Here is a 23,269-nt window from a genome sequence, read left to right as displayed (position 1 = left end):
GAGTCCTATTATATATAACTAACTAATAAACATTTAAACATTATGTTAAAAGAATTTAAGGATTTTATAATGACAGGAAATGTCATTGATTTAGCAGTTGCTGTATTACTAGCAGGTGCAATGGGATTAGTCGTAAATGGATTTGTTACTGACATTATGATGCCAATTGTAGGTCACTTTACAGGTGGCGTAAGCTTTGAAGACATGAAGCATGTTTTATCACCAGCAGTTGTTGCAGCCGATGGTACTGTTACAACTCCAGAAAATGCAATCATGTATGGTAAATGGATTAATGCAATCATTAATTTAATTATCGTTGGTTTTGTATTATTTATGATTGTAAAAGCATATAATAAAACTAAAGCTCCAGCTGAAGAACCAGCTCCAGCAGGACCATCTGAAATTGATTTATTAACTGAAATCAGAGACGCTTTAAAAAAATAAGTCGTAACGTAACCGCTACACTATATATTTTAACTTTAACCGCTTCTTCACAGAGGCGGTTTTTTTATTGAATTCATAAAAAAAAGTTTCTTTATTAAAAAATAACCGTTTTAACCTCTAGATTTTTAACAAAAAAAGAGCCTAATAAAACGATTTAAGTTTAATAAAAACTATAATTTTACACTCTAATTTTTTTTAAAATGAAAGTAGCTGTCGTTGGTGCCACTGGTTTAGTTGGCGAAGTTATGTTGAAAGTTCTTGCTGAACGCAATTTTCCTGTTTCAGAATTAATCCCTGTAGCCTCAGAGCGATCTATAGGAAAGTTGATTACATACAAAGGAAAAGATTATAAAGTAGTTGGTATGCAAGATGCCATTAATTTAAAACCAAACATTGCATTATTTTCCGCTGGTGGAGGAACTTCTTTAGAATGGGCTCCAAAATTTGCTGAGGCTGGTATCACAGTAATTGATAATTCTTCAGCTTGGCGTATGGATCAATCAAAACAATTGGTTGTTCCCGAAATTAACGCGCATCATCTTACTTCCGAAGATAAAATTATTGCAAATCCAAATTGCTCTACCATTCAAATGGTTGTTGCTCTTGCGCCACTTCATAAAAAATATAAAATCAAGCGTATCGTAGTTTCAACATATCAGTCTATAACTGGTACTGGTGTTAAAGCTGTAAAGCAGTTAGAAAATGAGCTTGCAGGCATTAAAGGCGAAATGGCTTATCCGTATCCAATTCACCAAAATGCTATTCCTCACTGCGATGTCTTTGAAGAAAACGGCTATACCAAAGAAGAAATGAAGCTGGTAAGAGAAACTCAAAAGATATTAGATGATCGCACTATTGCTGTTACCGCTACAGCAGTAAGAATTCCTACTTCAGGTGGACATAGTGAATCTGTAAATGTTGAGTTTGAAAACGATTTTGATATTTCAGAAGTAAAACAATTACTCAATGCTTCAGATGGAATTGTTGTACAAGACAACATTGATGTCAATACCTATCCAATGCCAATTTATGCTAATGGTAAGGATGATGTTTTCGTTGGAAGAATTAGACGTGATGGTTCTCAGCCAAACACCTTGAATATGTGGATTGTAAGCGACAATCTTAGAAAAGGTGCTGCAACAAACACCATTCAAATTGCCGAATATTTATTAAAAAGTAAATTACTTTAAACATTTCTACATTTAAGGGTAGGGTTTTAAGCATTAAAGTTGTTTAGATAGTAGAAAGTAACATGGCCTATAAGTATACAAAAAAACAAATCTGTTTTTCTGTATTTAGAGCCTTGTTGTCTGATAAAAAGTGTATTACAACTAATTAATTATTTAGATGTGCACTTTGTAATTATATTTACTATCCAAATTTTACTGTAAATGTTAAAAAATTACTTAAAATCATTTAGCATTCTAGCTCTACTTGCTGCATTCTATTCTTGTAGTAATGATGACAATACCTATGTTCCTATCTCGATAGAAGCTAATAGTGATACTGTTGAGGTTTCTCAAAACAGTTCTCTTACTATAGACGTTCTATCAAATGATACTAATATCCCAGATAACGGAACGCTTACTGCTCAAAACTCTCTAAACGGAACTACTCAGGTTTTAGATCCTAATACCACACCAGATAACCCATCTGACGATGTTGTTTTATATACACCAAGTACAGATTTTGTTGGTACAGACAGTTTACAGTACACCATATGTGATGCTAATGACAATTGTGCTACCGGAACAGTTACCATAACAGTAACTCCTGTGTCTCCTGTTAATTTTGATTTAAGTGAAATTCCTTATGCCACACTTTCAGAATACAACTTTTTTGAAGGTGTTATGAAAGATTTAGATCCTGTATTTGGAGTGATTCCTTACGATTTAAATTCCCCATTGTTTACAGATTATGCTCATAAAAAACGTTTTATTTGGATGCCTGATGGAACAAAAGCAAATTACAATAGTGATTTCACACCTATTGATTTTCCAGTAGGCGCTGTGCTCATCAAGAATTTTTATTACGATAATGTTCAACCATCAAATACTACTCGTATTATAGAAACGCGCTTAATGTACATGACAGATGAAGGATGGGATTTTGCTAAATATGTTTGGAATGATGAACAAACCGAAGCCACCTTTACCAATGCAGGTAGCTTTACTAATATTGAATGGGTAGAAAATGGAATAACCCAGTCAACAAATTATAGAATTCCGTCAAGAAACGAATGTTTTACATGTCATAATAAATTTGGAACGCCTTTACCTATTGGTCCGAAACCTCAAAACTTAAATAGAGATTTAACCTATGAAGACGGAACATCTAATCAATTACAAAAGTGGATTGAAATTGGTTATTTAGAAGATAATCTGCCAACAGCTATTGTCTCAACCGTAAACTGGGAAGATGAGTCATTAGACTTAAATTTAAGAGTACGTTCTTATTTAGATATCAATTGTGCGCATTGTCATTCGGCAGAAAGTTATTGTGAATACAGACCTATGCGATTTGCTTTTCATGAAAATGAAGACGATACAAATAAAGGTGTTTGTGTGCCGCCAGACACACAAATTACCGGGACTTCTCATATTGTAGTTCCTGGAAACATTGATGCTTCTGTACTCCGATTTAGAGTAAACTCTATTGAAGAGCAAAACAGAATGCCGCTACTTGGCAGAACCCTTAAACATGAAGAAGGGGTAAGACTTATTGAAGAATGGATTAATTCTCTAACCGGAGAATGTGAATAAATATAAATTACAAATTATGAAATCAAAATTACTAGTATTAACAGTTTTAGCGTTAGCATTTTGTACCCAAACTTTTGGGCAGCCTGCTAATGATAATGTTGCTGGAGCAATTCCTATTACACCTTCTCCTGAAGGGACAGGTTGTTCTGTTGCAACATTTAATCTCCCATTTTCTACAGATGGCACAACTGATAGTGGTGTACAAGGAGGTTGTAGATTATCTGGTTTAGATCAGTTTTTTACATGGACAGCAACTACAAATGCCTTGTTTTTCTCATCTGATAGCCCAGGAAATCCTGGCGTCGTGATTTGGGATGAAACAGGAACAGTGGAGTTGGCGTGTGCTGATACGTTTGCTACTACAAACCTTACTGGTTGGACAATTGGTGATAACCTTGTCATTCAAATTTATGATTTTCAAGGCACAGCACTTTCAGATGTAGCATTTTGCTTAGAAGCAATAACTTATAATCCTCCACCTCCATTACCTGTAACTTTTGATTCTCAATCGTCAGGAAGTTCTGGTGACTCTAGAAGAGCTGTAGTTGATATGAATGGTGATTTCTTAGATGATATGGTTACTATCTCTACCAATAATGTTAACATTAGAGAACAAAATTCTGATGGAAGTTTCACTACTAAAAACATTAGTACATCCAATGCAGACAATATTCCAAGTTGGAGTTTAGCAGCTGCCGATTACGATAGAAATGGTTATACCGATTTATTGTATGGAGGACAAAATGGAGTTACATTCATGAGAGCAAATTCAACAGGAACTGGGTTTACTGAAATTTCTGGTCCTGAAGACATCTTTTCTCAACGTTCAAATTTTGCCGATATCGATAATGATGGTAACCTTGATGCCTTTGTTTGCCATGATGTTGCGCCTAATGTATATTATATAAATAGTGGAGCATCGGGAAACTATGATTTAACATTTTACCAATCTGGAGTGACTGCAGGAGCGCCTGTAAACTTAGGAGATTACCCATCTGGTGGGAATTATGGTTCAATATGGATTGATTATGATAACGATAGGGATTTAGATATGTTTATTGCTAAGTGTGGAGGAGAGCCTGCTCGTAGAGAAAATGAAATGCATACCAATGATGGTAACGGAAACTATACTGAAAACGCTGCCACTTTAGGTTTAGATGACCAAACACAAACTTGGTCGGCTGCCTGGGGAGATTTTGACAACGATGGTGATATGGATGTTTTTATTGGAGCAAGTTCTTTAGCAACTGCTTCAAATGGTTTTAAATCAGATCACAGAATCATGAGAAATGACAATGGCTTTTTTACCGAAGTAACTGCAGGTTCTGGAGTAAGCGCTTTAGCTGACACCTCTACCGAGACAGTGACATTTGATTTTGATAATGATGGTAACCTCGACTTAGTTTCTGGTGGAAATATTTTATTTGGAAAGGGAGATCTAACATTTGATGTCTATACTGATATCTTCCCAGGAGGAGGAGCTTACGGAGATTTAAATAATGATGGATATATTGATGCTTTTAACTCTGGTAACATGTATATTAATAATGCTGAAAGTAACAATAACTGGATTAAAATCCATACGGTTGGTACTACAAGTAATATTAACGGGATTGGAGCAAGAGTTGAAGTGTATACGCCTTCTGGAGTTAAGATTAGAGATGTTAAAAGTGGTGATGGTTTTAGATATATGAACTCTTTAAACACTCATATTGGGATTGGTGATGATACGAGTATATCTCATATCATAATTTACTGGCCTAATTCAGGATGTGAAACATTTTTAAACCCAGCAATCAATCAACCGTTTACTGCAACTGAAGGTTCAGGTGTGTCATGTGATACATTAGGAGTAGATGATGAGTTACTTTCGTCTGATATCATATTATCTCCTAACCCAACTAATGGTATATTAAATATTAGTACCGAACTACAATTGCATGACGCGTTCTTTAGCATTTATGATCTCAGTGGTAGACGTATAATGACAAACGCACTTAATGACTCTAAAACTATTGATGTTTCTCAATTAAGTGCTGGAAATTATATTTTAAGTATAATGACTGAAAGCACTATAAGAAATCAAAAGTTTATCAAAAACTAAATAGAAAAAAAGGCCTCTAATTTAACAAGTTAGAGGCTTTTTTGCTATTTTTATTAACTTTTTAATTAATTATCCAAATATGAAAAAAATTACTCTAACACTTTTTATGTTAAGTGTGTTTTTTAGTTTTTCCCAAACCCTTAACCAGCCTGCCAACTGGCCTGATAATAGTTGGACACTTACTGGTACTTATTTAACAGATTCTAATGTATTAGAAGCTAATCCAACCACTACTGATGATCGTTTCGCTTACGACGACGACGACGCTAGTAGTGGCAACCAAGATAACATTGCCGCAGAGTCTCCTGCAATTAATTTGACTGCAGCTCATAATGCTGGTGAATATTGGATTACAGTAAGTTCAAGCTATGTGTTTCATGATATTGGAGAAATACTGAAATTACAATATTGGGATGCCGATTCAAATTCTTGGGAAGACTGGGGAAATGATATTGACGGTTCGAGCAGTGCAACAAATAATTTTTGTTCTGCTGACTACACAAGCTACGTATCTGATGTCTTAGATATTTCAGCATTTTCTGCCAATCAGCTATCAAACTTTCAATATAGAATTTCTTATGATGATTCTACTGTTGGTGGTTTCTGGGGATGGGGGTTTTGTTTCCAATCGCCAACCATTAGCTCTCAGCTACCTCCTGCATGCCCAAATATTACAAATCTTTCGGTTGCAAATATAGGTGTAGATGCTGCTAATGTATATTGGCAAGCTGGAAGTTCTGAATCTAGCTGGGAAATTGTTGTACAAAGCCCTGGTTCTGGTATACCATCTGGTTCAGGAACAACAACGAGTTCAAACAACCCGTATCCTCTAACAGGCTTAACTAACGGAACAAGTTATGAGGTATATGTAAGGGGTTACTGTGGCGGAAGCGATTACAGCAATTGGATTGGCCCACAAAGCTTTACAACATTAACACCTGCAAGAGTTAACTTTATACAGCAACCGTATCCAATTGGAGGTTATGATTTAACTGTGGTAGATATGAATGGTGATCATTTAGATGATATTGTATCAGCATCTACCAATAATGTTAATATCCATTATCAATTAAATTCTGGAGGCTTTAATGAAGTTAATATTCCTACACCTTCAGCTGATTATCTTCCTAGTTGGAGTATGGCTGCAGCAGATTTTAACCGAGATGGTTACACCGATTTACTTTATGGAAGTGGTTCTGGAGTAACATTTATGAGATCTGATGGTACTGGTAATGGATTTCAGGAAATTTCTGGCTCTCAATATGTGTTTTCACAACGCTCAAATTTTGTAGATATTGATGACGATGGTAATCTTGACGCTTTTGTGTGTCATGATGTCGCTCCTAACGTTTATTATATCAATAAAGGACAATCTAATAATTATGATTTAACATTCTATCAATCTAATGTTACTGCTGGTGCGCCAGTAAATCTAGGGGATTATTCGTCTGGAGGAAACTACGGTTCCATATGGATTGACTATGATAACGATAGAGATATAGATATGTTTATCGCCAAATGTGGTGGAGAAACAGATAGAAGAAGAAATAACATGCTCACTAATAATGGTGATGGTACGTACACTGAAAATGCAGCTTCTTTAGGATTAGATGACCCAATGCAAACTTGGTCATCATCTTGGGGAGATTACGACAATGATGGTGATATGGACTTATTCGTCGGTGCAAGTTCTGGAGCTCATAAATTACATAGAAATGATGGTGGTGGTGTCTTTGTCGATGTTACAGCAGCTTCAAACGTAAGTTCTGCTCCAACGGGTCATGAAAATGTAAGTTACGATTTTGATAACGATGGTTATTTAGACATTGCTTGTAACGGTATGATTATGTATGGTAAAGGCGATATGACGTTTGAAGATTTAGATGACACACAAATCAACTACAAAAATGGTTCATTTGGTGATTTAAACAATGACGGTTTTATTGACACCTATTATAATGACGTTATCTATATGAACGCTACAACTCCAAATAATTGGATTAAAATAAATACTGTAGGAACCGCAAGTAATATTGACGGGATTGGAGCTCGAGTAGAAATATATACTGAAAGTGGTGTTCAAGTAAGAGACGTAAGAAGCGGTGAAGGTTTTGAGTTCATGAGTACTTTAAATACACACTTCGGAATCGGAACAGATACAACTGTATCACATATCATAATTTATTGGCCTGGTCCAAACTCTAATTGTGAAACGTTCTTAAACCCTCCTATTAACCAATCATTTGTTGCTGTTGAAGGAAGTGGAATTTCTTGTGATACTTTAGGTGTTGGCGATAACGAAGCTCTTGCGTCAGATTTAGAATTATCTCCAAATCCTGCTAAAGACATCCTTACTATTAATACTGGTTTAGAGTTACAAAACGCTTTCTACAGCGTATATGATCTTAGTGGCAGACGTGTGATGACAAATTCATTAAACGCTTCTAAAACTATTGATGTCTCTCAATTAAGTGCTGGAAATTATATTTTAAGTATTATGTCTGATGGCACTGTAAAAAATCAAAAATTTATTAAGCAATAAAACTCTTAATGATATCTTAAAAAAGCCTTTACATTAAGTTGTAGAGGCTTTTTTCTTTATTTTTGAACCAGTAATCTAGACCTATAACACTATGAAGAAAATTTCCTTAATACTAATTACCATAATAGCTTTCAGCGCATGTAAGGAAGATGTAAAAGAACAAAAATCAGATATTGTGATTAACTATCCTGAAACAAAAAAAGTCGATACTGTTACCAATTATTTTGGTACAGATGTAAAAGATCCCTATCGCTGGTTAGAAGATGACAGAAGCAAAGACACCGAAAACTGGGTAAAGTCTCAAAACCAAGCCACCTTTGGATATCTAGACAACATTCCTTATCGTGAAGAACTCAAAGAACGCTTATCCAAACTTTGGAACTACGAAAAAGTAGGCGCGCCATTTAAAGAAGGTGACTACACCTATTTCTATAAAAATAACGGTTTACAAAACCAATATGTCATTTACCGTTACAAAACAGGAGAAGACCCAAATACAGCAACTGTTTTTTTAGACCCAAATACATTTAAAGAAGATGGTACCATTTCACTTGGAGGTACAAGTTTTTCTAAAGACGGAAAAACATTAGCTTATGCTATTTCTGAAGGTGGTAGCGACTGGCGAAAAATCCTGATTATGGATACCGAAAGCAAAAAAATTATTGAAGACACTCTGGTTGATATCAAATTTAGTGGGATGTCCTGGTATAAAAATGAAGGTTTTTACTATTCAAGTTACGACAAACCTAAAGGAAGCGAACTGTCTGCTAAAACCGATCAACATAAAGTCTACTATCACAAATTAGGAACATCTCAAAAAGATGATCCCGTGATTTTTGGAGGAAAAGCTTCCGAAAAACATCGTTATATTGGTGGTTCGGTCTCTGAAGATGATAAGTACCTTTTTATTTCTGCTAGTGTATCAACTTCAGGTAATAAATTATTTTTAAAAGATCTTTCAAAACCTAATAGTCCTTTAGTAACAATTTTAGATCATACCGATAGTGACACGTATCCTATTGAAAACGTAGGTAGCAAAATTTATTTGGTCACAAATCTCAATGCTCCAAATAAGAAAATTGTGACTGTTGACGCTTCAAACCCTACTCCAGAAAACTGGGTTGATTTTATTCCTGAAACGCAAAACGTACTAAGCCCATCTACTGGTGGTGGCTACTTTTTTGCCGAATATATGGTAGATGCGGTTTCAAAAGTTTTACAATACGATTATGATGGTAAACTTGTAAGAGAAGTCAAATTACCTGGTGTTGGAAGTGCTAATGGATTTGGTGCTAAAAAAGAAGATAAAGAGTTATACTATTCTTTTACTAACTACGTAACGCCTGGAAGTATTTATTTATATGATATTGAAAAAGGCACTTCAGAATTATATCGTAAACCTGATATCGATTTCAATCCTGGTGATTACGAAAGCAGACAAGTATTCTACAATTCGAAAGACGGAACCAAAGTTCCAATGATTATAACACATAAAAAAGGTTTAAAGCTCAATGGAAAAAACCCAACAATTCTTTACGGCTATGGTGGCTTTAATGTCAGTTTAACGCCATCATTTAGTATTGCTAATGCCGTTTGGATGGAGCAAGGCGGCATTTATGCCGTTCCTAATCTTCGTGGTGGTGGAGAATACGGTAAAGCATGGCACAAAGCAGGAACACAATTGCAAAAGCAAAATGTATTTGACGATTTTATAGCTGCTGCCGAATATCTTATCGAAAACAACTATACATCTAGTGATTATCTGGCCATTAGAGGTGGTTCAAACGGTGGTTTATTAGTTGGAGCAACAATGACGCAACGTCCAGACTTAATGAAAGTGGCCTTACCTGCAGTTGGTGTTCTTGATATGCTACGCTACCACACATTTACTGCTGGAGCTGGATGGGCTTATGACTACGGAACTGCCGACGACAACAAAGAAATGTTCGAATACCTTAAAGGATATTCGCCAGTTCATAATGTTAAGGAAGGTGTTGAATATCCAGCGACTATGGTGACGACTGGTGATCACGACGACCGTGTTGTACCTGCTCACAGTTTTAAGTTTGCAGCCGAATTGCAAGACAAACAATCTGGTAATAATCCAACGCTTATTCGTATTGAAACCGATGCTGGTCATGGCGCAGGAACACCAGTTTCTAAAACCATCGAACAGTATGCCGATATTTTTGGATTCACCCTATATAACATGGGATTTGAAGTCTTGCCTAGCAAAACAAAAGAACAGGTAAAAGGCTAATCTTTTATATAACTTTTTAAAAGTCGCTCTACAGTAGAGCGGCTTTTTTTATAGTATTTTTACACCATCATGCTCAACGTAAAACACCTTACATTTTCATATGCTAAAACTCCTGTTTTAAAAGACCTGTCTTTTAAAGTTCAGCAAGGGGAACACTTAGCTGTAATTGGTGAAAGTGGTTCTGGAAAAAGCACACTTTTAAAAGTGCTGTACGGCGAATACGATGTTAACTTCGGAAATATCTATTGGAAAGACACCGAAATTTTAGGACCAAAACACAATCTCGTTATTGGTTATGATTTTATGAAATACGTCGCCCAAGAATTTGATTTAATGCCCTTCACTTCTGTCGAAGAAAATATCGGAAAGTTTCTCTCTAACTTCTTTCCAAAGGAAAAAAAAGAACGCACTGCAGAACTCCTAGAAGTCGTAGAGCTTACAGCTTTTTCTAAAACTAAAGTGAAGACGCTTTCTGGCGGACAAAAACAACGTGTGGCACTAGCAAGAGCATTGGCAAAACAACCTGAAATCATCTTACTAGATGAGCCTTTTAGTCATATTGATAACTTTAAAAAACAATCACTAAGACGTAATGTTTTTAAATATCTGAAATCAAAAAATATAACGTGTATTGTGGCTACTCATGATAAAAATGATGTCCTCGGATTTGCTGATAACATCATCGTTTTAAACAACAATCAAATCGAAGCCTACGATAGACCAGAGGCTTTATATAAAACTCCAAAAACGCCTTTAATTGCTTCCTTTTTTGACGAATTTAATGTAATTGACAACCAAATTGTTTATGCGCATCAACTGAAAGTTGTTGAAGCTTCAGACTTAAAAGCAACTATTATTACAAGTTATTTTAAAGGGAATTTTTATTTAGTTGAAGCAGATTTAAATGGCGAAAAGGTGTTTTTTGAGAGCCTTATTCTACTTCAAAAAAACCAAAATATCTACCTTAAAATAGAATTATAAATCTTCGCGTTCGGCATATTGCAAACCGTTTGGCAATTCTATTGAAGAAAATTCTAAGTGTAAAACCCGTCGGCGTCGTTGTACTTTAGATGCTGAAGAGGCATGTAATAATAAAGGTTTTAATAACTGAACTCCACCTGCTCCCAATTCACTTACAAAAGGTATTGAATTGGTCGTAATCAACTTAATTTCTTCGTCTGTTAAACGTTTTTGATGAGACCCTGGAATCACTTTTAAAGCGCCATTTTTAACCGTTGTGTCATCTAAATGAATACGCATGGCAAACGTATTTTTTGAAATGTCTTCAGGAGGACGCACACCAATCACACCCTTTTTGTTGGTCCACGATGTAAAGCCTTTGGTTTCTATCTTTTCCAAAACATTAATGGGCACATCCTGATGCCAGCTCACATACCAATTGTCTTGAGGAGATTTATCAAAATAAATGGCTTTGGTTAAAAACGCCTCTTTATTTATGGTCTTAATAAGTTTTTTGAAATTTTTATTAAACAGGATATCCTTTAGTTCTGGCATTTTCAAAAGGACTTCGCGCATGCCAAAAGCTTGTTCATTATGATGCTTGATATAGGCCTCTAATTTTGCCTTTAATTTTCTAATATCGCGCTTGGTATAGACGTGATTTAAAATCCCAAAACCTTTGTACTCTAATCGTTTGGATATTGTACGTAAATTTTTATCGTTAATTTCGGTTTCATATACATCAACAGCATCATACAACCGCTCTTTAATTGCTCGCTTTAAACGTTCTGGCGCCACTACTTTAATCCCTTCTCCCAAGCCTAAAATTTCTTTTTCAAGTTCAAAATTTAACTGAACTTCCAAAGCAATCGTCACACCATAATTATCTCTAGCTATTTCTTTTTGAGTATGATGAAAAGGTTTAGTTAAAATGTATGGCGCTTGTTTGTGATGGACATAAAGTACAACAGTTTCGGGTTTTAGTGACGGACTCACAGAAACACCAATAGCGTTTTTGTAGTAGGCTTCAGAATCGAAATCATTATCAGCAATAAAGGGTTTATCACTCTTTTTGACAGCAATGATACGGTCTAGAGCTAAATTCATGATTCCTTCATTAGACTTTCGTTTTCCAATAACAAACCATCGATTTCTAAACTCTTTAAGCAAGTAAGGGTGAAAAACAAACGTACTTTCTTGACGCGCTTTAAACGATTTATAGGTCATTTCTATCGCTTGTTTTTTCAGAATAAATTGATACAATTGATCTAAAAATACTAAGCCTTTTAAATTATCATTTTTTTCAAAATCTATTAAAGACTTTTCGTGGGTTTTTTGAGTGTAAACATGATCTTCCAGTTTTTGAACCATACTTCCTAACTCTGAAAAATGAGAAAACCCCTGAAACTGTTTTAAAAATGAAACCGCTTCTGATAATTTGCTTAAATCTTGATTGGAAATCGGACTATTAGTAATACTATAATCCTCATCGGCATATCTGTAATACTTTCGATCATAAACCTCAATGGGTGCATTATATCCTAACTTATCACTTCGCATCATTTGAAGATCTAATTGAACCGTTCGTTTACTCACATCAACATCCTTAGCTTCATATTCATAAAGCGCATCAGAAACAGCCTCAATTAAATCATTGAGTGTCCATTGCCTGAAATGATTCTGAAGACATTTGTCAATGGTTTTATAGCGAATTAATGCATTTTTATTAACGGCCATTTTATAAGATTTTAGACTTCAATTTAATTGAAAATTTTTAGTGCGCAAAACGATTGCGCAACTAGTCTTAATCCTTACCCTAAATGCTAAAATCATGGGAGCGCTAAAAAAGCCTTTGGAGCATCTAAATTCTTATCATTTAGACAAGAATTTGACATTAAAACAAAAATTATTTGCTTTTTTTAAAAAAATATAATACTTCGTATTATGTGCTCAATTTTTGAGTGAAACCAAAAATAAATTTTGAAAATTAAAAAATTAATCTAAATCTTTGCAACGCATTTCAACCAAAACACAACAAACAGAAGTTGAATTAAAAATTAGAAACTATGAGTTTATTTGTAACATATCAAAACAGTCTAAAAGGAATACCGCCTTTTGTGATGCTTCGCGACTATCGTTAGATAAACTTTTCAAATTTATATATGAAAAATCCGAAGCTAATTAAAACTGTTTCGGATTTTTTGTTTTCAATCGTTAACCATTCGGTTAAACCTCCTCCAAAACAGTTAGAACACAAAGCTCAGTAACTGGGCTCAAGCGATATATATCGCAAAAAAGAATTATTAAAACATAACATAATGGACACGAATTTGTTAAACAACTACGTGTTAAAAGCCATAGATGCTTATCCATACGATTTAGAAGAAACCGTAGAAAATCTAAACTACGCCTTGTCATACGAGAGTCATAATGCCTACGCCTTATACCTCATGGGACGCTTACAAGCAGAACAGTTTGGAGATTATGAAAAAGCCAAATCCTATTTTGCCGAAGCACTGGCAAATAAAATGGATTTTATTAAAGTGTACCCAATGTACATCTTGGTTTTAATCTGGAATCACGATTTCGACGAAGCGCAAAAATTAATAGACTTTGCTCATAATGTGAAAGCTGTTGGCAAAGGCGAGCTTTTAGTTTTACAAGCGCAACTTTTTGAATGTCAGGAAGCGTATAAAAAAGCACTAAAAACTTTTAAAAAAGCGAAGTTGTTTGTTTATAACAACAGTTTTATAACGTTTGTGGATTCTGAAATCAACAGAGTTAAAGACAAAATAAAACCAAAGAAAAAGAAGACTTCCAAAAAGAAAAAAACGAAAAAAGAGAAGTCAAAAAAGAAGAAAAAATAAACCTGAAAATCTTATGAGAATTTCAGTAAAAACAATTAGAAAACATGAATAAAACAAGAAACATATACTTCACTTCAGACCATCATTTTGGTCATGAGAATATTATAAAATTCACCAACCGTCCATTTGGTAGTGTAGAAGAGATGGACCAAGAACTCATCAAACGCTGGAACAGTCGCGTCAACAAACACGACAAGGTCTATCATTTGGGTGATTTCGGACTCTGTAAAGCAGAACGAATGCGAGACATTCTTGAACAACTAAACGGAAAAATCTTTCTTATAAGAGGCAATCACGAAGGTGCTGCCTTAGCAAATCCTAACCGATTTGAATGGATTAAAGATTATTTCGAGCTCAATGTCAATGATGCAGATGCGCCTAATGGCAAACAAAAAATCATCCTTTTGCATTATGCAATGCGCGTTTGGCGATCAAGCTTTAGAGGTACATGGCATTTGTACGGTCATTCACATGGTACGCTACAGGATGACCCAACAATGAACAGCTTTGACGTTGGTGTCGATTGTCACGATTTCTATCCGATAAGCTACGAGGAAGTCAAACATATAATGAGTTTAAAAACATGGGAACCACCATTTAAAAATTAAGATGATGAAACGACAAGAATTAATGAAACGATTCCTAACCGGAACCGATCAAACAGGACGATTTATTGTGAGTTCAAAAATAACAGGTATTACCTATTTTGTTGAACCCATAGACAACGGTAAACCAGATAAACTTTGGGGAGACGTTGATCCAGCAACCAATAAACTCACTGGAGATTATGGAAACAAAACGATAGGTGCTGTTAAAGAACAAGATTCTTTAATCGTTGAAGAGAATGGATTTGTAAACATTTTAACCTTCAAAGGAAGCCCCTTAGGCGAAATAGACAGGAGAGACAAAATGTATGCATCTCAATAAATTTTCAAAATTTTTATTACTACGCAAAAAGATTGCGCAATAGGGTTAAATATTTGCAGTGTAATCATAAAGAAGTCTTATACGTTAGACTTTGGTAGTAGTGCTCTGCCAGTCGAGGGAACTGGCAGAGCTTAATAAAAGTTCTTTTAAAAAAATCTGAGAAGATAACGATTGGCTGTTTACTCGCTTTGGATGCGAGAGGTTGCAGGTTCGAGTCCTGCTTCTCAGACAAAGTAATCAAATCAAATGTATTTGAATTTGATTCAAGCTGAGGCATTGCAGGAAAAACGAAGTTATATCCTGCTTCTCAGACTGAATGACCTGCTTTTGCAGGAGATAATATCAAGCAGGTCTTGTTAGGTGTTTCTGTATAGCACCAATGTATAAATCCTTACTGTTTAGTATCAGGTTTTTATATGCAACTTGACTTGAAGGCTTCGGTTGTTAGCCAAATAATAACCTCCATCTATGTACACAGGTTCGAATCCTGTTCCCGAAAATTTGGGATAGCTTAGCGGTCAAGCAATAGACAAGTGTAGGTTCGAATCCTACCAAGATTAGACGATCTTGTGGCGGAATGGTAGACGCGCTGTATTTAGGTTACAGTTTAAAATGGGCTTAAAATCCATCTTTAGAAAAGAAGACCAGCTTTTAAAAACAGGTCACCAAGTGCGTCACACTTTAAATGACAAAAACAAAGTGAATTAAAACTGGCTTTGGCAATTTATTGACAAAGCAATCCAGAAAACACCTTGAGATACATAGGTATTAAAAGCCGTTTTAGTTGTTCTTTTAAAGATTCATTTTTTGGTAAGGATTTGAAAATTAGTCAAGTCCAAACTAATTAATCGTCTGCAAAACAACACGTAAAACACTTGTAATCGGTTGTATTTCCGTCGTTTGAAAGATGGTTTTCTTTCGCTTTGTTGGTGAAACTCGATTTATGAACAAGTCTTTTTAGACTTTTCAGAAAACGTAAGTTGAACTAATCCCGCTGAAAAGCGGGATCTTTTGAATAGTCATTCCGCTAGGCGGAACTCTATTATAAATGTTTAACCGTTCTGAAGTGAAAAAAGAAACTACAGAACAAAAAATTAGAAATCATGCAAAGAGTAAGAATTTATGCAGGTATGGTAGGTTTGGTGTTTAAAAATGGTAATTACACACGTGTTATTACTGCTGGAAAGCATTGGATTCGATTTAGCGAACAAGTCGTAACCTACGATTTGACACAAGCATTCAATGCGCCAAAAGCATTAGAAATCTTACTTAAAGATCAAGCTTTGGCCAACATGTTGACCATTATCGATGTTAAAGATGATGAAATCGTTTTGGTATACGAAAACAATAACTTTAAGCGTGTATTAACCGCTGGTCGTTATGCGTTTTGGAATAGCTTGGTCGATTATAAATTTGTGACTGCCGATTTGAGCAAAATTGACATCACAGAAGACATCAGCAAAACATTATTTAGCCATATGCAATTGCGTCAATACATTCGTGTATTTGAAGTAGCGGCTTACGAAAAAGCCATTATGATTGTTAATGATACCTTCGTTAAAACCCTTGAGCATGGTACCTACCATTTCTGGAAAAACGATCAAACCATTAAAATCCTTAAAGCAGATATGCGTCAGTTGCAATTAGAAGTTGCAGGTCAGGAATTATTGACTAAAGACAAAGCAACCGTTCGTATTAATTTTTACGCGCAATATAAAGTCACCGATATTGAAATCGCTTTAATGCGCAATAAAGATTACGAAAAGCAATTGTACATTACCTTACAATTGGCATTGCGAGCATTTGTTGGAGCCTACACATTAGACGAATTGTTAGAGCAAAAAGAAACCATTGCTCAAGCCGTTTTTAACGATGTAAAAGCACAAGCTAATGTTTTGGGTGTAAACGTATTGCATACAGGTATGCGTGACGTGATTTTACCAGGAGACATGAAAGATATTATGAATCAGGTATTAATTGCTCACAAAAAAGCACAAGCCAATGTGGTGACACGTCGTGAAGAAACAGCGTCAACACGTAGCTTGTTAAATACCGCTAAATTAATGGAAGACAACACGATGTTGTTTAAATTAAAAGAGATGGAATACGTTGAGAAAATTGCCGAAAAAATTGGTGAAATTACGGTTGCTGGTAAGGGCAACGTGATCGAGCAATTAAAAGACATTTTCTCGGTGAATAATTAGTGTTATGGCGTTACCCTCTTTCGCTGAAAAGCTTCAGAGGGTCGCGCTTTCCACTATATCTTTTGCAAAAAAGCAAAAGGATGCCGTTGCAATCGCTAACGCGAGATCAGTAAATATCAACGTCATTCTGAATTTATTTATTCATAAATATTTATTTCCAATTAAGGTATTCATGAATCTTCAATTTCAGAATCTCATCAAAATAATTAAGAAAAAAATTAACTACGCAAAAACATTGCGTAACACAGTATCATCTTTGTAGTATAATAAATATGTCATTCAGAGCGAAAGCGAAGAATCTCATTAAAAATAGAATATTAATTTAAAAAGATTCCCACTTTCGTGGGAAATGAATATGGAAACAAAAATTACAGGAAAAGACATTATCGCTTTAGGCTTTAAACAAGGTAAATGGATGAAAGAAGCCATCGCTCATATTAATGAGAATGGTTTGAAAGGCGCCGCAATGGAAACATACCTTGAGCAATTCAAGTCACCAGATCCCATAGCCTTGCATGCAAAGCCTGTTGATTTTTCTATCAATATAAAAGCAGAAAACGAACTGGAAGAAGATAACGTTTCTAAAGTCATCAACTCCATGCAAACCTTAATGAAAACACCAACCTTAGTGGATGGTGCTATTATGCCAGATGCTTGTCCTGCAGGTCCAGACGGAACCATTCCTGTTGGTGGTGTTGCGGTGGCCAAAAATGCCATTCATCCAGGCATGCATAGTGCCGATATTTGCTGTTCGGTCATGCTTACCGATTTTGGTAAAGCAGACCCAAAAGCAATTTTAGATGCAGCTCATGCCAATACCCATTTTGGTCCTGGTGGACGCGATAGAAATGCACAGTTTCGATTTCCAAAGGAACTATTAGAGGCTTTTGAAGCGAACTATTTATTGAATGACGGACAAATGATTCAGATTGCGAGATCACACTTGGGAACACAAGGTGATGGTAACCATTTCTTATTTGTTGGAACCTCAAAAAAAACCGGAAATACCATGCTGGTCACTCATCATGGATCTAGAGGTCCGGGAGCGCGATTGTATACCAAAGGGATGAAAATTGCCGAACGTTTCAGAAAAGAATTATCACCTGAAACTAAAAAGCAAAACGCCTGGATTCCATTTGAAACTGATGAAGGACAATCCTATTGGGAGGCCTTGCAGGTAATTAGACAATGGACCAAAGCGAATCACGAAGTTTTGCATAATTCGGTTGCCGAAACACTGGATATTGATATCGAAAACCGATACTGGAACGAACATAATTTTGTATTCAAGGATGGCGATTTGTTTTACCATGCCAAAGGTGCCACACCTTTAGATGCGAAGTTTATGCCAGATATTACGGGCCCGAGATTGATTCCGTTAAATATGAGCGAGCCTGTTTTGATTGTTGAAGGTGCGACCACCAAGACCAATTTAGGATTTGCGCCTCATGGTGCTGGTCGTAATGTGAGCAGAACACAACACCGGAAAAGTAAAACAGGAACCATCATGCAAATCTTTAAAGAAGAAACGCGAGGTTTGGATGTTCGGTTTTTCTCAAAAGAAATCGATATTACCGAGTTGCCTAGCGCCTACAAAAATGCGAATGCTGTAAGACAACAAATGGACGACTACGGTTTGGGTACTGTTATTGACGAAGTCATGCCTTATGGCTGTATCATGGCAGGCGACTGGCAGAAAAATGCACCTTGGAAAAACAAAAGACGCCAAGATAAGAAGCGTAAATAATAGGTCTTAGAAAGGAAAAGGCGGACTGACTTTGGTTAGTCTGCTTTTTAATTTAGCAATACACAAACCCGGAAAATCGGCCGCAATGGGTTAATGAAAAGGAAAGGGTTGATATTTCAGAATTTATAAATAACTGCGGAACGCCTTGTTTTGTCTTTTTAATGTTCAACACATTCGGTTCTATGTTTGTAGTTTCAGAAACCGATTCTATAAAAGCCTGTTTCAGTAAGCTACTTTGGGTATGATACAGTTGTATTTCAGTTTTAATAACTGAACTATTTGTCGCTTTTTGACAGTTTGCATTTGCAATGGTGTACACATAGTCTTCAGTAATTTCTGAGGATGTGACATACACAACGTTGTTGATACTTACAAATCCTTCCGCTTCGGAAATGAGCGCACACACCAAACGTTTCGGATTAAAAAACCGTTCACCAAACTGCTGCACATAAACTTTATACGCTGCCTCTTTCATACTCCATAACAACCAAAGCATTTGATGTTGGTTTTCAGAAGACAAAACAAGAAACTGTTCTTTTTTAGTGAAGACTTTATCTAAAAAACGCTGTCGTTTCCAATTGGAAGCACTGTGTTTTAAATCGACAATATCATTACCTATCATTGAGCTGCTAATTTTTCGGTAACGATGGCCATTGCCGCCTTTACAGACGTCATTTTTTCCATGTCTTCATTTTCGATTCTGATATCAAATTCGTCTTCAACATCCAGAATCACATCGACGAGATTCGCAGAATTAATCTTTAAATCGTTAATAAAATCGGTATCTTCTGAAAGCGTTTCAAAAGCCGCTTCATCTTGAATATAGGGTTGAACAATGGTTTTTAACTTGGCAATTAATTCGTCGTTTGTCATAACTTAATTATAGCTCTTAAAGATAACACAAGCATTGACATCGCCAAAACCAAAACTGGCTTTTACGGCAATGTTTAGTTCTGTTTCTAATGCTGTTTTAATAATTTTTTCTTCTGAAATCAATGCAGAAATCTCCGGATGTACATCTTCACAATTGATATTTGGAAACACAAACTGCTCTTTCAACTGAAGTACAGTCGCCACAGCTTCAATACTTCCTGCGGCAGCCAAACAATGACCAACCATCGATTTTAAGGAGTTAATATAAGGAAAATCATCACCTTTTCTTTGTAGGGCTTTGGTCCAGTTTTCAATCTCTAAGCTATCTTTTGAAGTGGCTGTTAAATGGCCGTTAATGGTATCAATAGCTGCTGCAGAAATTTGAGCATTGGCAATGGCATCAGTAATACAACGTTGCACCGCTTCGGCATTTGGCGCTGTCATTGTTCCGCCTTCACGTTGACCACCCGAGTTCATATGTCCGCCCAAAACCTCAGCATAAATCGTTGCCTGACGCTCTAAAGCACTTTCTAAAGATTCTAAAACTAAAGCACCAGCACCAGCGCCTGGCACAAAACCTGAAGCACTTGCGCTCATAGGTCTCGAACCCTGTTCTGGAGATTCATTGTGCTTATAAGTCATGACACGCATCGCATCAAATCCGCCCCAAATATAAGGTCCATCATCACTGCAACTTCCAACGAGCATGCGTTTAGCTTGTCCGTTTTTAATCCGTTGATAACCCATCAAAATAGCTTCAGTTCCTGTGGTACATGCTGAAGAATTGGTTGTTACCTGATTGCCTAATCCTAGAATTCCACCGAGAAATGCACTAATACCGCTCGCCATAGTCTGCACCACAACAGTGCTTCCGAGACGCTTTACATCACCATCATCAAGTTTGTAAATAGCCTCTCTAAATTTTTCAACACCCGAAGTGCCTGTTCCGAAGACAGTACCACTATCAAAATCTAGTTTACTATCGCTAGTTATAGAAAATCCTGCGTCTTTCCAGGCATCAATTCCTGCAATACAACCATACAAAATACCCGAACTATTGAAGCCTCTTAATTGTAAAGGTGTAAGATACTCCAGCTTTTTGTCTTCAGAAATATGCGGAATACCTCCAATACAGCAGGAGAAATTTAAGTCGGCCAATTGTTGGTGATGTGTGATTCCAGAGTGACCATTTTTGATGGCTTTGCTAAACGCATCAAGTCCGACGCCATTTGGTGCAACAACTCCTAACCCTGTAATAACGACTCTGTTTTTCATATTATAATTCTGACTTTTCGGGAATTTTAATCATTCCTGATAGTTTTCCGCGACAGACTAATTCGCCTTTTTCATTGTATAATTTGACATTGCATTTCAGTTTATGAAACCGAAATACGTCTTTTTCAGATACGACGGTCACCTGTTCTCCAGGATATACTGGCAAAAAGAAATCTATCTGACTGAAAGTAAGTGCAATTTGCGGAATAGCATTTCCTCGTAATTCTTCCTTCAGCATATACATTCCCAAACAAACGAGTCCGATTTGCGCCATACATTCTGTTAAAATAACACCTGGCGTTATGGGACGGTTTTTAAAATGACCTTTATAAAAATAGGCGTCTTTATTAAAAGTGTACTGTCCGGTGATACCTTCCGAAGTAATTTCAGTCAAGGTGTCCACAAACAAAAACGGATCTTGATAAGGTAAACGCGCTATGATCTCTTGTGCTGTCATGGTTAATTAATATGTTCGCCGCCATCCACAGGGATCACGCAACCGTTAATCCAGCGCGCTTCATCTTTAGATAAAAGATACACGACATTGGCGACATCTTCAGGCTGCGTTAAACGTTTATGTGGATTGCGTTTTAGGCTATGAGCTTTGATTTGATCACTTCCTGGAATCATCCGTAAAGAGGCCGTATCTGTCACACCAGCCTGAATACAATTGGCTTTTATTCCGAAAGGTGCAAATTCTAAAGCGATGTTTCTGGTGATGGCTTCTAAAGTAACTTTAGCTGCAGAAACAGCCGCATAATACTTCCAGGCTTTAGTGTTGCCTTCGCTGGTAAAACTGATAATTCGAGCATCTTGTGCGAATAATTTTGCTTCAAAAAGGGCTTTGCTCCAATCGTATAAACTAATGGCCATCGCATTGATGGTTAAGTTAAAATCATCGGTTTTTAAGGTTGGATTATCTTCGGAAATCATCGGTTTTAAGTTGCCTTTGGCGACACTATGAACTAGGATTCTTATACGTGATTCGGAACCTAAAATAGGTTTTAATTCTGAAATGATTTGTGTGCGCTTTTCAACTTTAAACGCATCTACATTATACGATTTAAACTGAATGCCTTCTGCTTTAATGGTTTCAAATTCTGAAGCTATTTCGGCCTCTTGAGTTCTTGAATTTCTATGGATAATACAAATATTCATCCCATGTGCTGCCAGTTTTTTGGCTGTTGCTAAACCTAATCCACTGGAACCTCCTAAGATGAGTGCCCAATAGTTTTTATTTTTAAATTCTCTTACCATTCTAATAATATACGTTGTGCCGAAAATCCTGGACCAAAACTCAACATTAATCCAAGATCTCCTTGTGGCAATTGTTTATCCATAAAGCGTTCTAAAACATATAAAACAGTGGCACTACTCATATTGCCATAATCTCTTAAAACTGCTTTGGTATCGTCTATATTTTTTCCTAAAGATCCAAATAAATCCTCAACGGTTTGGACAATTTTTTTGCCGCCAGGATGAAAAATCAAATGCTCTATATCTGCAATCGTTTTGTGATTTCGTTCTAAAAACGGATGGACAATTTTTGGGAAATGTTCAGAAATAGTTTCAGGAACCGCTTTATCTAAAATCATTTGTAATCCTGTATTGACGAGTTTAAAGCCCATCATCGTTTCGGCATCATAAAAATGATACATCGCTTCATCAATGATTTTCGGACCTTTTTCATCTTCATAAGAGGATAAAATAACACTTGATGCGCCATCACCAAAAATAGCAGCACTCACAATATTCACCATTGAAAAATCATCTAACTGAAAGGTCGCTGTTGGTGATTCTACAGCAATGACAACAGCGCGTTTATTGGGATTGGCTTTTAAAAAGTTCTTAGCATAAATAATTCCTGAAACACCTGCTGCACAACCCATTTCTGTAACGGGGAGTCTAACGATATCCTGTTTCATTTTGAGGTTATTAATTAGGTAGGCATCCATGGACGGAATCATAATTCCGGTGCAACTAACCGTAATAATGTAATCAATATCGGTAGGTTGTAGCTTGGCTTTATTTAAAGCTTTGACTAAGGATTGCTCGGCCAGTTTGACAACTTCACGTGCATAAATAGCATTTTTTTCTTCAAAAGATGTTTTTAAAAATACGGCTTCGGCATCCATAATAGAATAGCGACGATCCACACCAGCATTCTCAAAAAGCTTGATGACTTTTCGCTGAAAACGTTCCTCCTGACCCGATAACCACAGATCTAAATACGGAATAATATCTTTGGTTTCTCTCGTGTATTTAGGCAGTTGTTTTGCTACTGATGTTATTTTTACGCTCATA

Annotated in this window: 19 protein-coding genes and 1 tRNA gene; 13 read left to right on the top strand and 7 right to left on the bottom strand. The window is 36.2% G+C overall.

What is annotated here, in order from left to right; translation table 11 throughout:
- The first annotated feature begins 42 nt into the window (after positions 1-42).
- From mscL to H7350_RS04060, 7 genes are all read left to right on the top strand, one after another.
- The gene (gene mscL / locus H7350_RS04090; protein WP_204344590.1) at positions 43-444 is read left to right on the top strand and encodes a large conductance mechanosensitive channel protein MscL; all 402 of its coding nucleotides are present in this window, start codon (positions 43-45) and stop codon (positions 442-444) included.
- A gap of 200 nt (positions 445-644) precedes the next feature.
- Positions 645-1,634, top strand: coding sequence for an aspartate-semialdehyde dehydrogenase (locus tag H7350_RS04085; RefSeq protein ID WP_204344589.1), 990 nt, complete (start codon positions 645-647; stop codon positions 1,632-1,634).
- Between the two features lie 201 nt (positions 1,635-1,835).
- Positions 1,836-3,206 (top strand): Ig-like domain-containing protein, encoded by a 1,371-nt coding sequence (locus H7350_RS04080; RefSeq protein WP_204344588.1) that lies wholly within the window; start codon positions 1,836-1,838, stop codon positions 3,204-3,206.
- Positions 3,207-3,222: 16 nt separating this feature from the next.
- Positions 3,223-5,310 (top strand): FG-GAP-like repeat-containing protein, encoded by a 2,088-nt coding sequence (locus H7350_RS04075; protein ID WP_204344587.1) that lies wholly within the window; start codon positions 3,223-3,225, stop codon positions 5,308-5,310.
- Positions 5,311-5,389: 79 nt separating this feature from the next.
- Positions 5,390-7,852, top strand: coding sequence for an FG-GAP-like repeat-containing protein (locus tag H7350_RS04070; RefSeq protein WP_204344586.1), 2,463 nt, complete (start codon positions 5,390-5,392; stop codon positions 7,850-7,852).
- Positions 7,853-7,943: 91 nt separating this feature from the next.
- Complete coding sequence (locus H7350_RS04065; RefSeq protein ID WP_204344585.1) at positions 7,944-10,112, top strand: prolyl oligopeptidase family serine peptidase; 2,169 nt, start codon at positions 7,944-7,946, stop codon at positions 10,110-10,112.
- A gap of 69 nt (positions 10,113-10,181) precedes the next feature.
- Complete coding sequence (locus tag H7350_RS04060; RefSeq protein WP_204344584.1) at positions 10,182-11,093, top strand: ABC transporter ATP-binding protein; 912 nt, start codon at positions 10,182-10,184, stop codon at positions 11,091-11,093.
- On the opposite strand, the gene H7350_RS04055 is transcribed toward H7350_RS04060, so the two are convergent.
- Positions 11,088-12,809, bottom strand: a complete 1,722-nt coding sequence (locus H7350_RS04055) for a WYL domain-containing protein (protein WP_204344583.1) — start codon at positions 12,807-12,809, stop codon at positions 11,088-11,090. The two genes, H7350_RS04060 and H7350_RS04055, sit on opposite strands and share 6 nt — an antisense overlap.
- A gap of 581 nt (positions 12,810-13,390) precedes the next feature.
- Between H7350_RS04055 and H7350_RS04050 the strand changes: the two genes are divergently transcribed.
- The 6 genes from H7350_RS04050 to H7350_RS04025 all read left to right on the top strand — a co-directional run bounded on the left by H7350_RS04050 (position 13,391) and on the right by H7350_RS04025 (position 18,817).
- Positions 13,391-13,939 (top strand): tetratricopeptide repeat protein, encoded by a 549-nt coding sequence (locus H7350_RS04050; RefSeq protein WP_204344582.1) that lies wholly within the window; start codon positions 13,391-13,393, stop codon positions 13,937-13,939.
- A 44-nt stretch (positions 13,940-13,983) separates the two neighbouring features.
- On the top strand, positions 13,984-14,547 hold the full coding sequence (locus H7350_RS04045; protein ID WP_204344581.1) for a metallophosphoesterase family protein: 564 nt from the start codon (positions 13,984-13,986) through the stop codon (positions 14,545-14,547).
- A gap of 4 nt (positions 14,548-14,551) precedes the next feature.
- Complete coding sequence (locus H7350_RS04040) at positions 14,552-14,866, top strand: hypothetical protein (RefSeq protein ID WP_204344580.1); 315 nt, start codon at positions 14,552-14,554, stop codon at positions 14,864-14,866.
- Positions 14,867-15,022: 156 nt separating this feature from the next.
- Positions 15,023-15,095 (top strand) — tRNA-Pro (locus tag H7350_RS04035).
- Between the two features lie 874 nt (positions 15,096-15,969).
- Positions 15,970-17,070 (top strand): slipin family protein, encoded by a 1,101-nt coding sequence (locus H7350_RS04030; protein ID WP_204344579.1) that lies wholly within the window; start codon positions 15,970-15,972, stop codon positions 17,068-17,070.
- 355 nt (positions 17,071-17,425) lie between these two features.
- Positions 17,426-18,817, top strand: coding sequence for an RtcB family protein (locus tag H7350_RS04025; protein ID WP_420825358.1), 1,392 nt, complete (start codon positions 17,426-17,428; stop codon positions 18,815-18,817).
- Between the two features lie 52 nt (positions 18,818-18,869).
- Here H7350_RS04025 and H7350_RS04020 read toward each other — a convergent pair whose 3' ends face one another.
- The 6 genes from H7350_RS04020 to H7350_RS03995 are packed head-to-tail and all read right to left on the bottom strand — an operon-like array spanning position 18,870 to position 23,268.
- Positions 18,870-19,439, bottom strand: a complete 570-nt coding sequence (locus H7350_RS04020) for a 4'-phosphopantetheinyl transferase family protein (RefSeq protein WP_204344577.1) — start codon at positions 19,437-19,439, stop codon at positions 18,870-18,872.
- Positions 19,436-19,690: an acyl carrier protein gene (locus tag H7350_RS04015; protein ID WP_204344576.1), complete on the bottom strand. Its 255-nt coding sequence runs from the start codon at positions 19,688-19,690 to the stop codon at positions 19,436-19,438. The genes H7350_RS04020 and H7350_RS04015 overlap by 4 nt, the downstream gene beginning before the upstream one ends.
- Before the next feature lie 3 nt (positions 19,691-19,693).
- Positions 19,694-20,965, bottom strand: coding sequence for a beta-ketoacyl-[acyl-carrier-protein] synthase family protein (locus H7350_RS04010; protein WP_204344575.1), 1,272 nt, complete (start codon positions 20,963-20,965; stop codon positions 19,694-19,696).
- Position 20,966: 1 nt separating this feature from the next.
- Positions 20,967-21,422, bottom strand: coding sequence for a 3-hydroxyacyl-ACP dehydratase FabZ family protein (locus H7350_RS04005; protein WP_204344574.1), 456 nt, complete (start codon positions 21,420-21,422; stop codon positions 20,967-20,969).
- A gap of 2 nt (positions 21,423-21,424) precedes the next feature.
- Positions 21,425-22,222 (bottom strand): SDR family oxidoreductase, encoded by a 798-nt coding sequence (locus H7350_RS04000; RefSeq protein ID WP_204344573.1) that lies wholly within the window; start codon positions 22,220-22,222, stop codon positions 21,425-21,427.
- Positions 22,216-23,268 carry a type III polyketide synthase gene (locus tag H7350_RS03995; RefSeq protein WP_204344572.1) on the bottom strand — a complete coding sequence of 351 codons (1,053 nt, stop codon included), beginning with the start codon at positions 23,266-23,268 and terminating at the stop codon, positions 22,216-22,218. The genes H7350_RS04000 and H7350_RS03995 overlap by 7 nt, the downstream gene beginning before the upstream one ends.
- Position 23,269: the final 1 nt, after the last annotated feature.

The organism is Psychroserpens algicola, from assembly GCF_014526325.1.
Classification (GTDB): domain Bacteria; phylum Bacteroidota; class Bacteroidia; order Flavobacteriales; family Flavobacteriaceae; genus Psychroserpens; species Psychroserpens algicola.
This window is presented reverse-complemented; position numbering and strand designations above follow the sequence as displayed.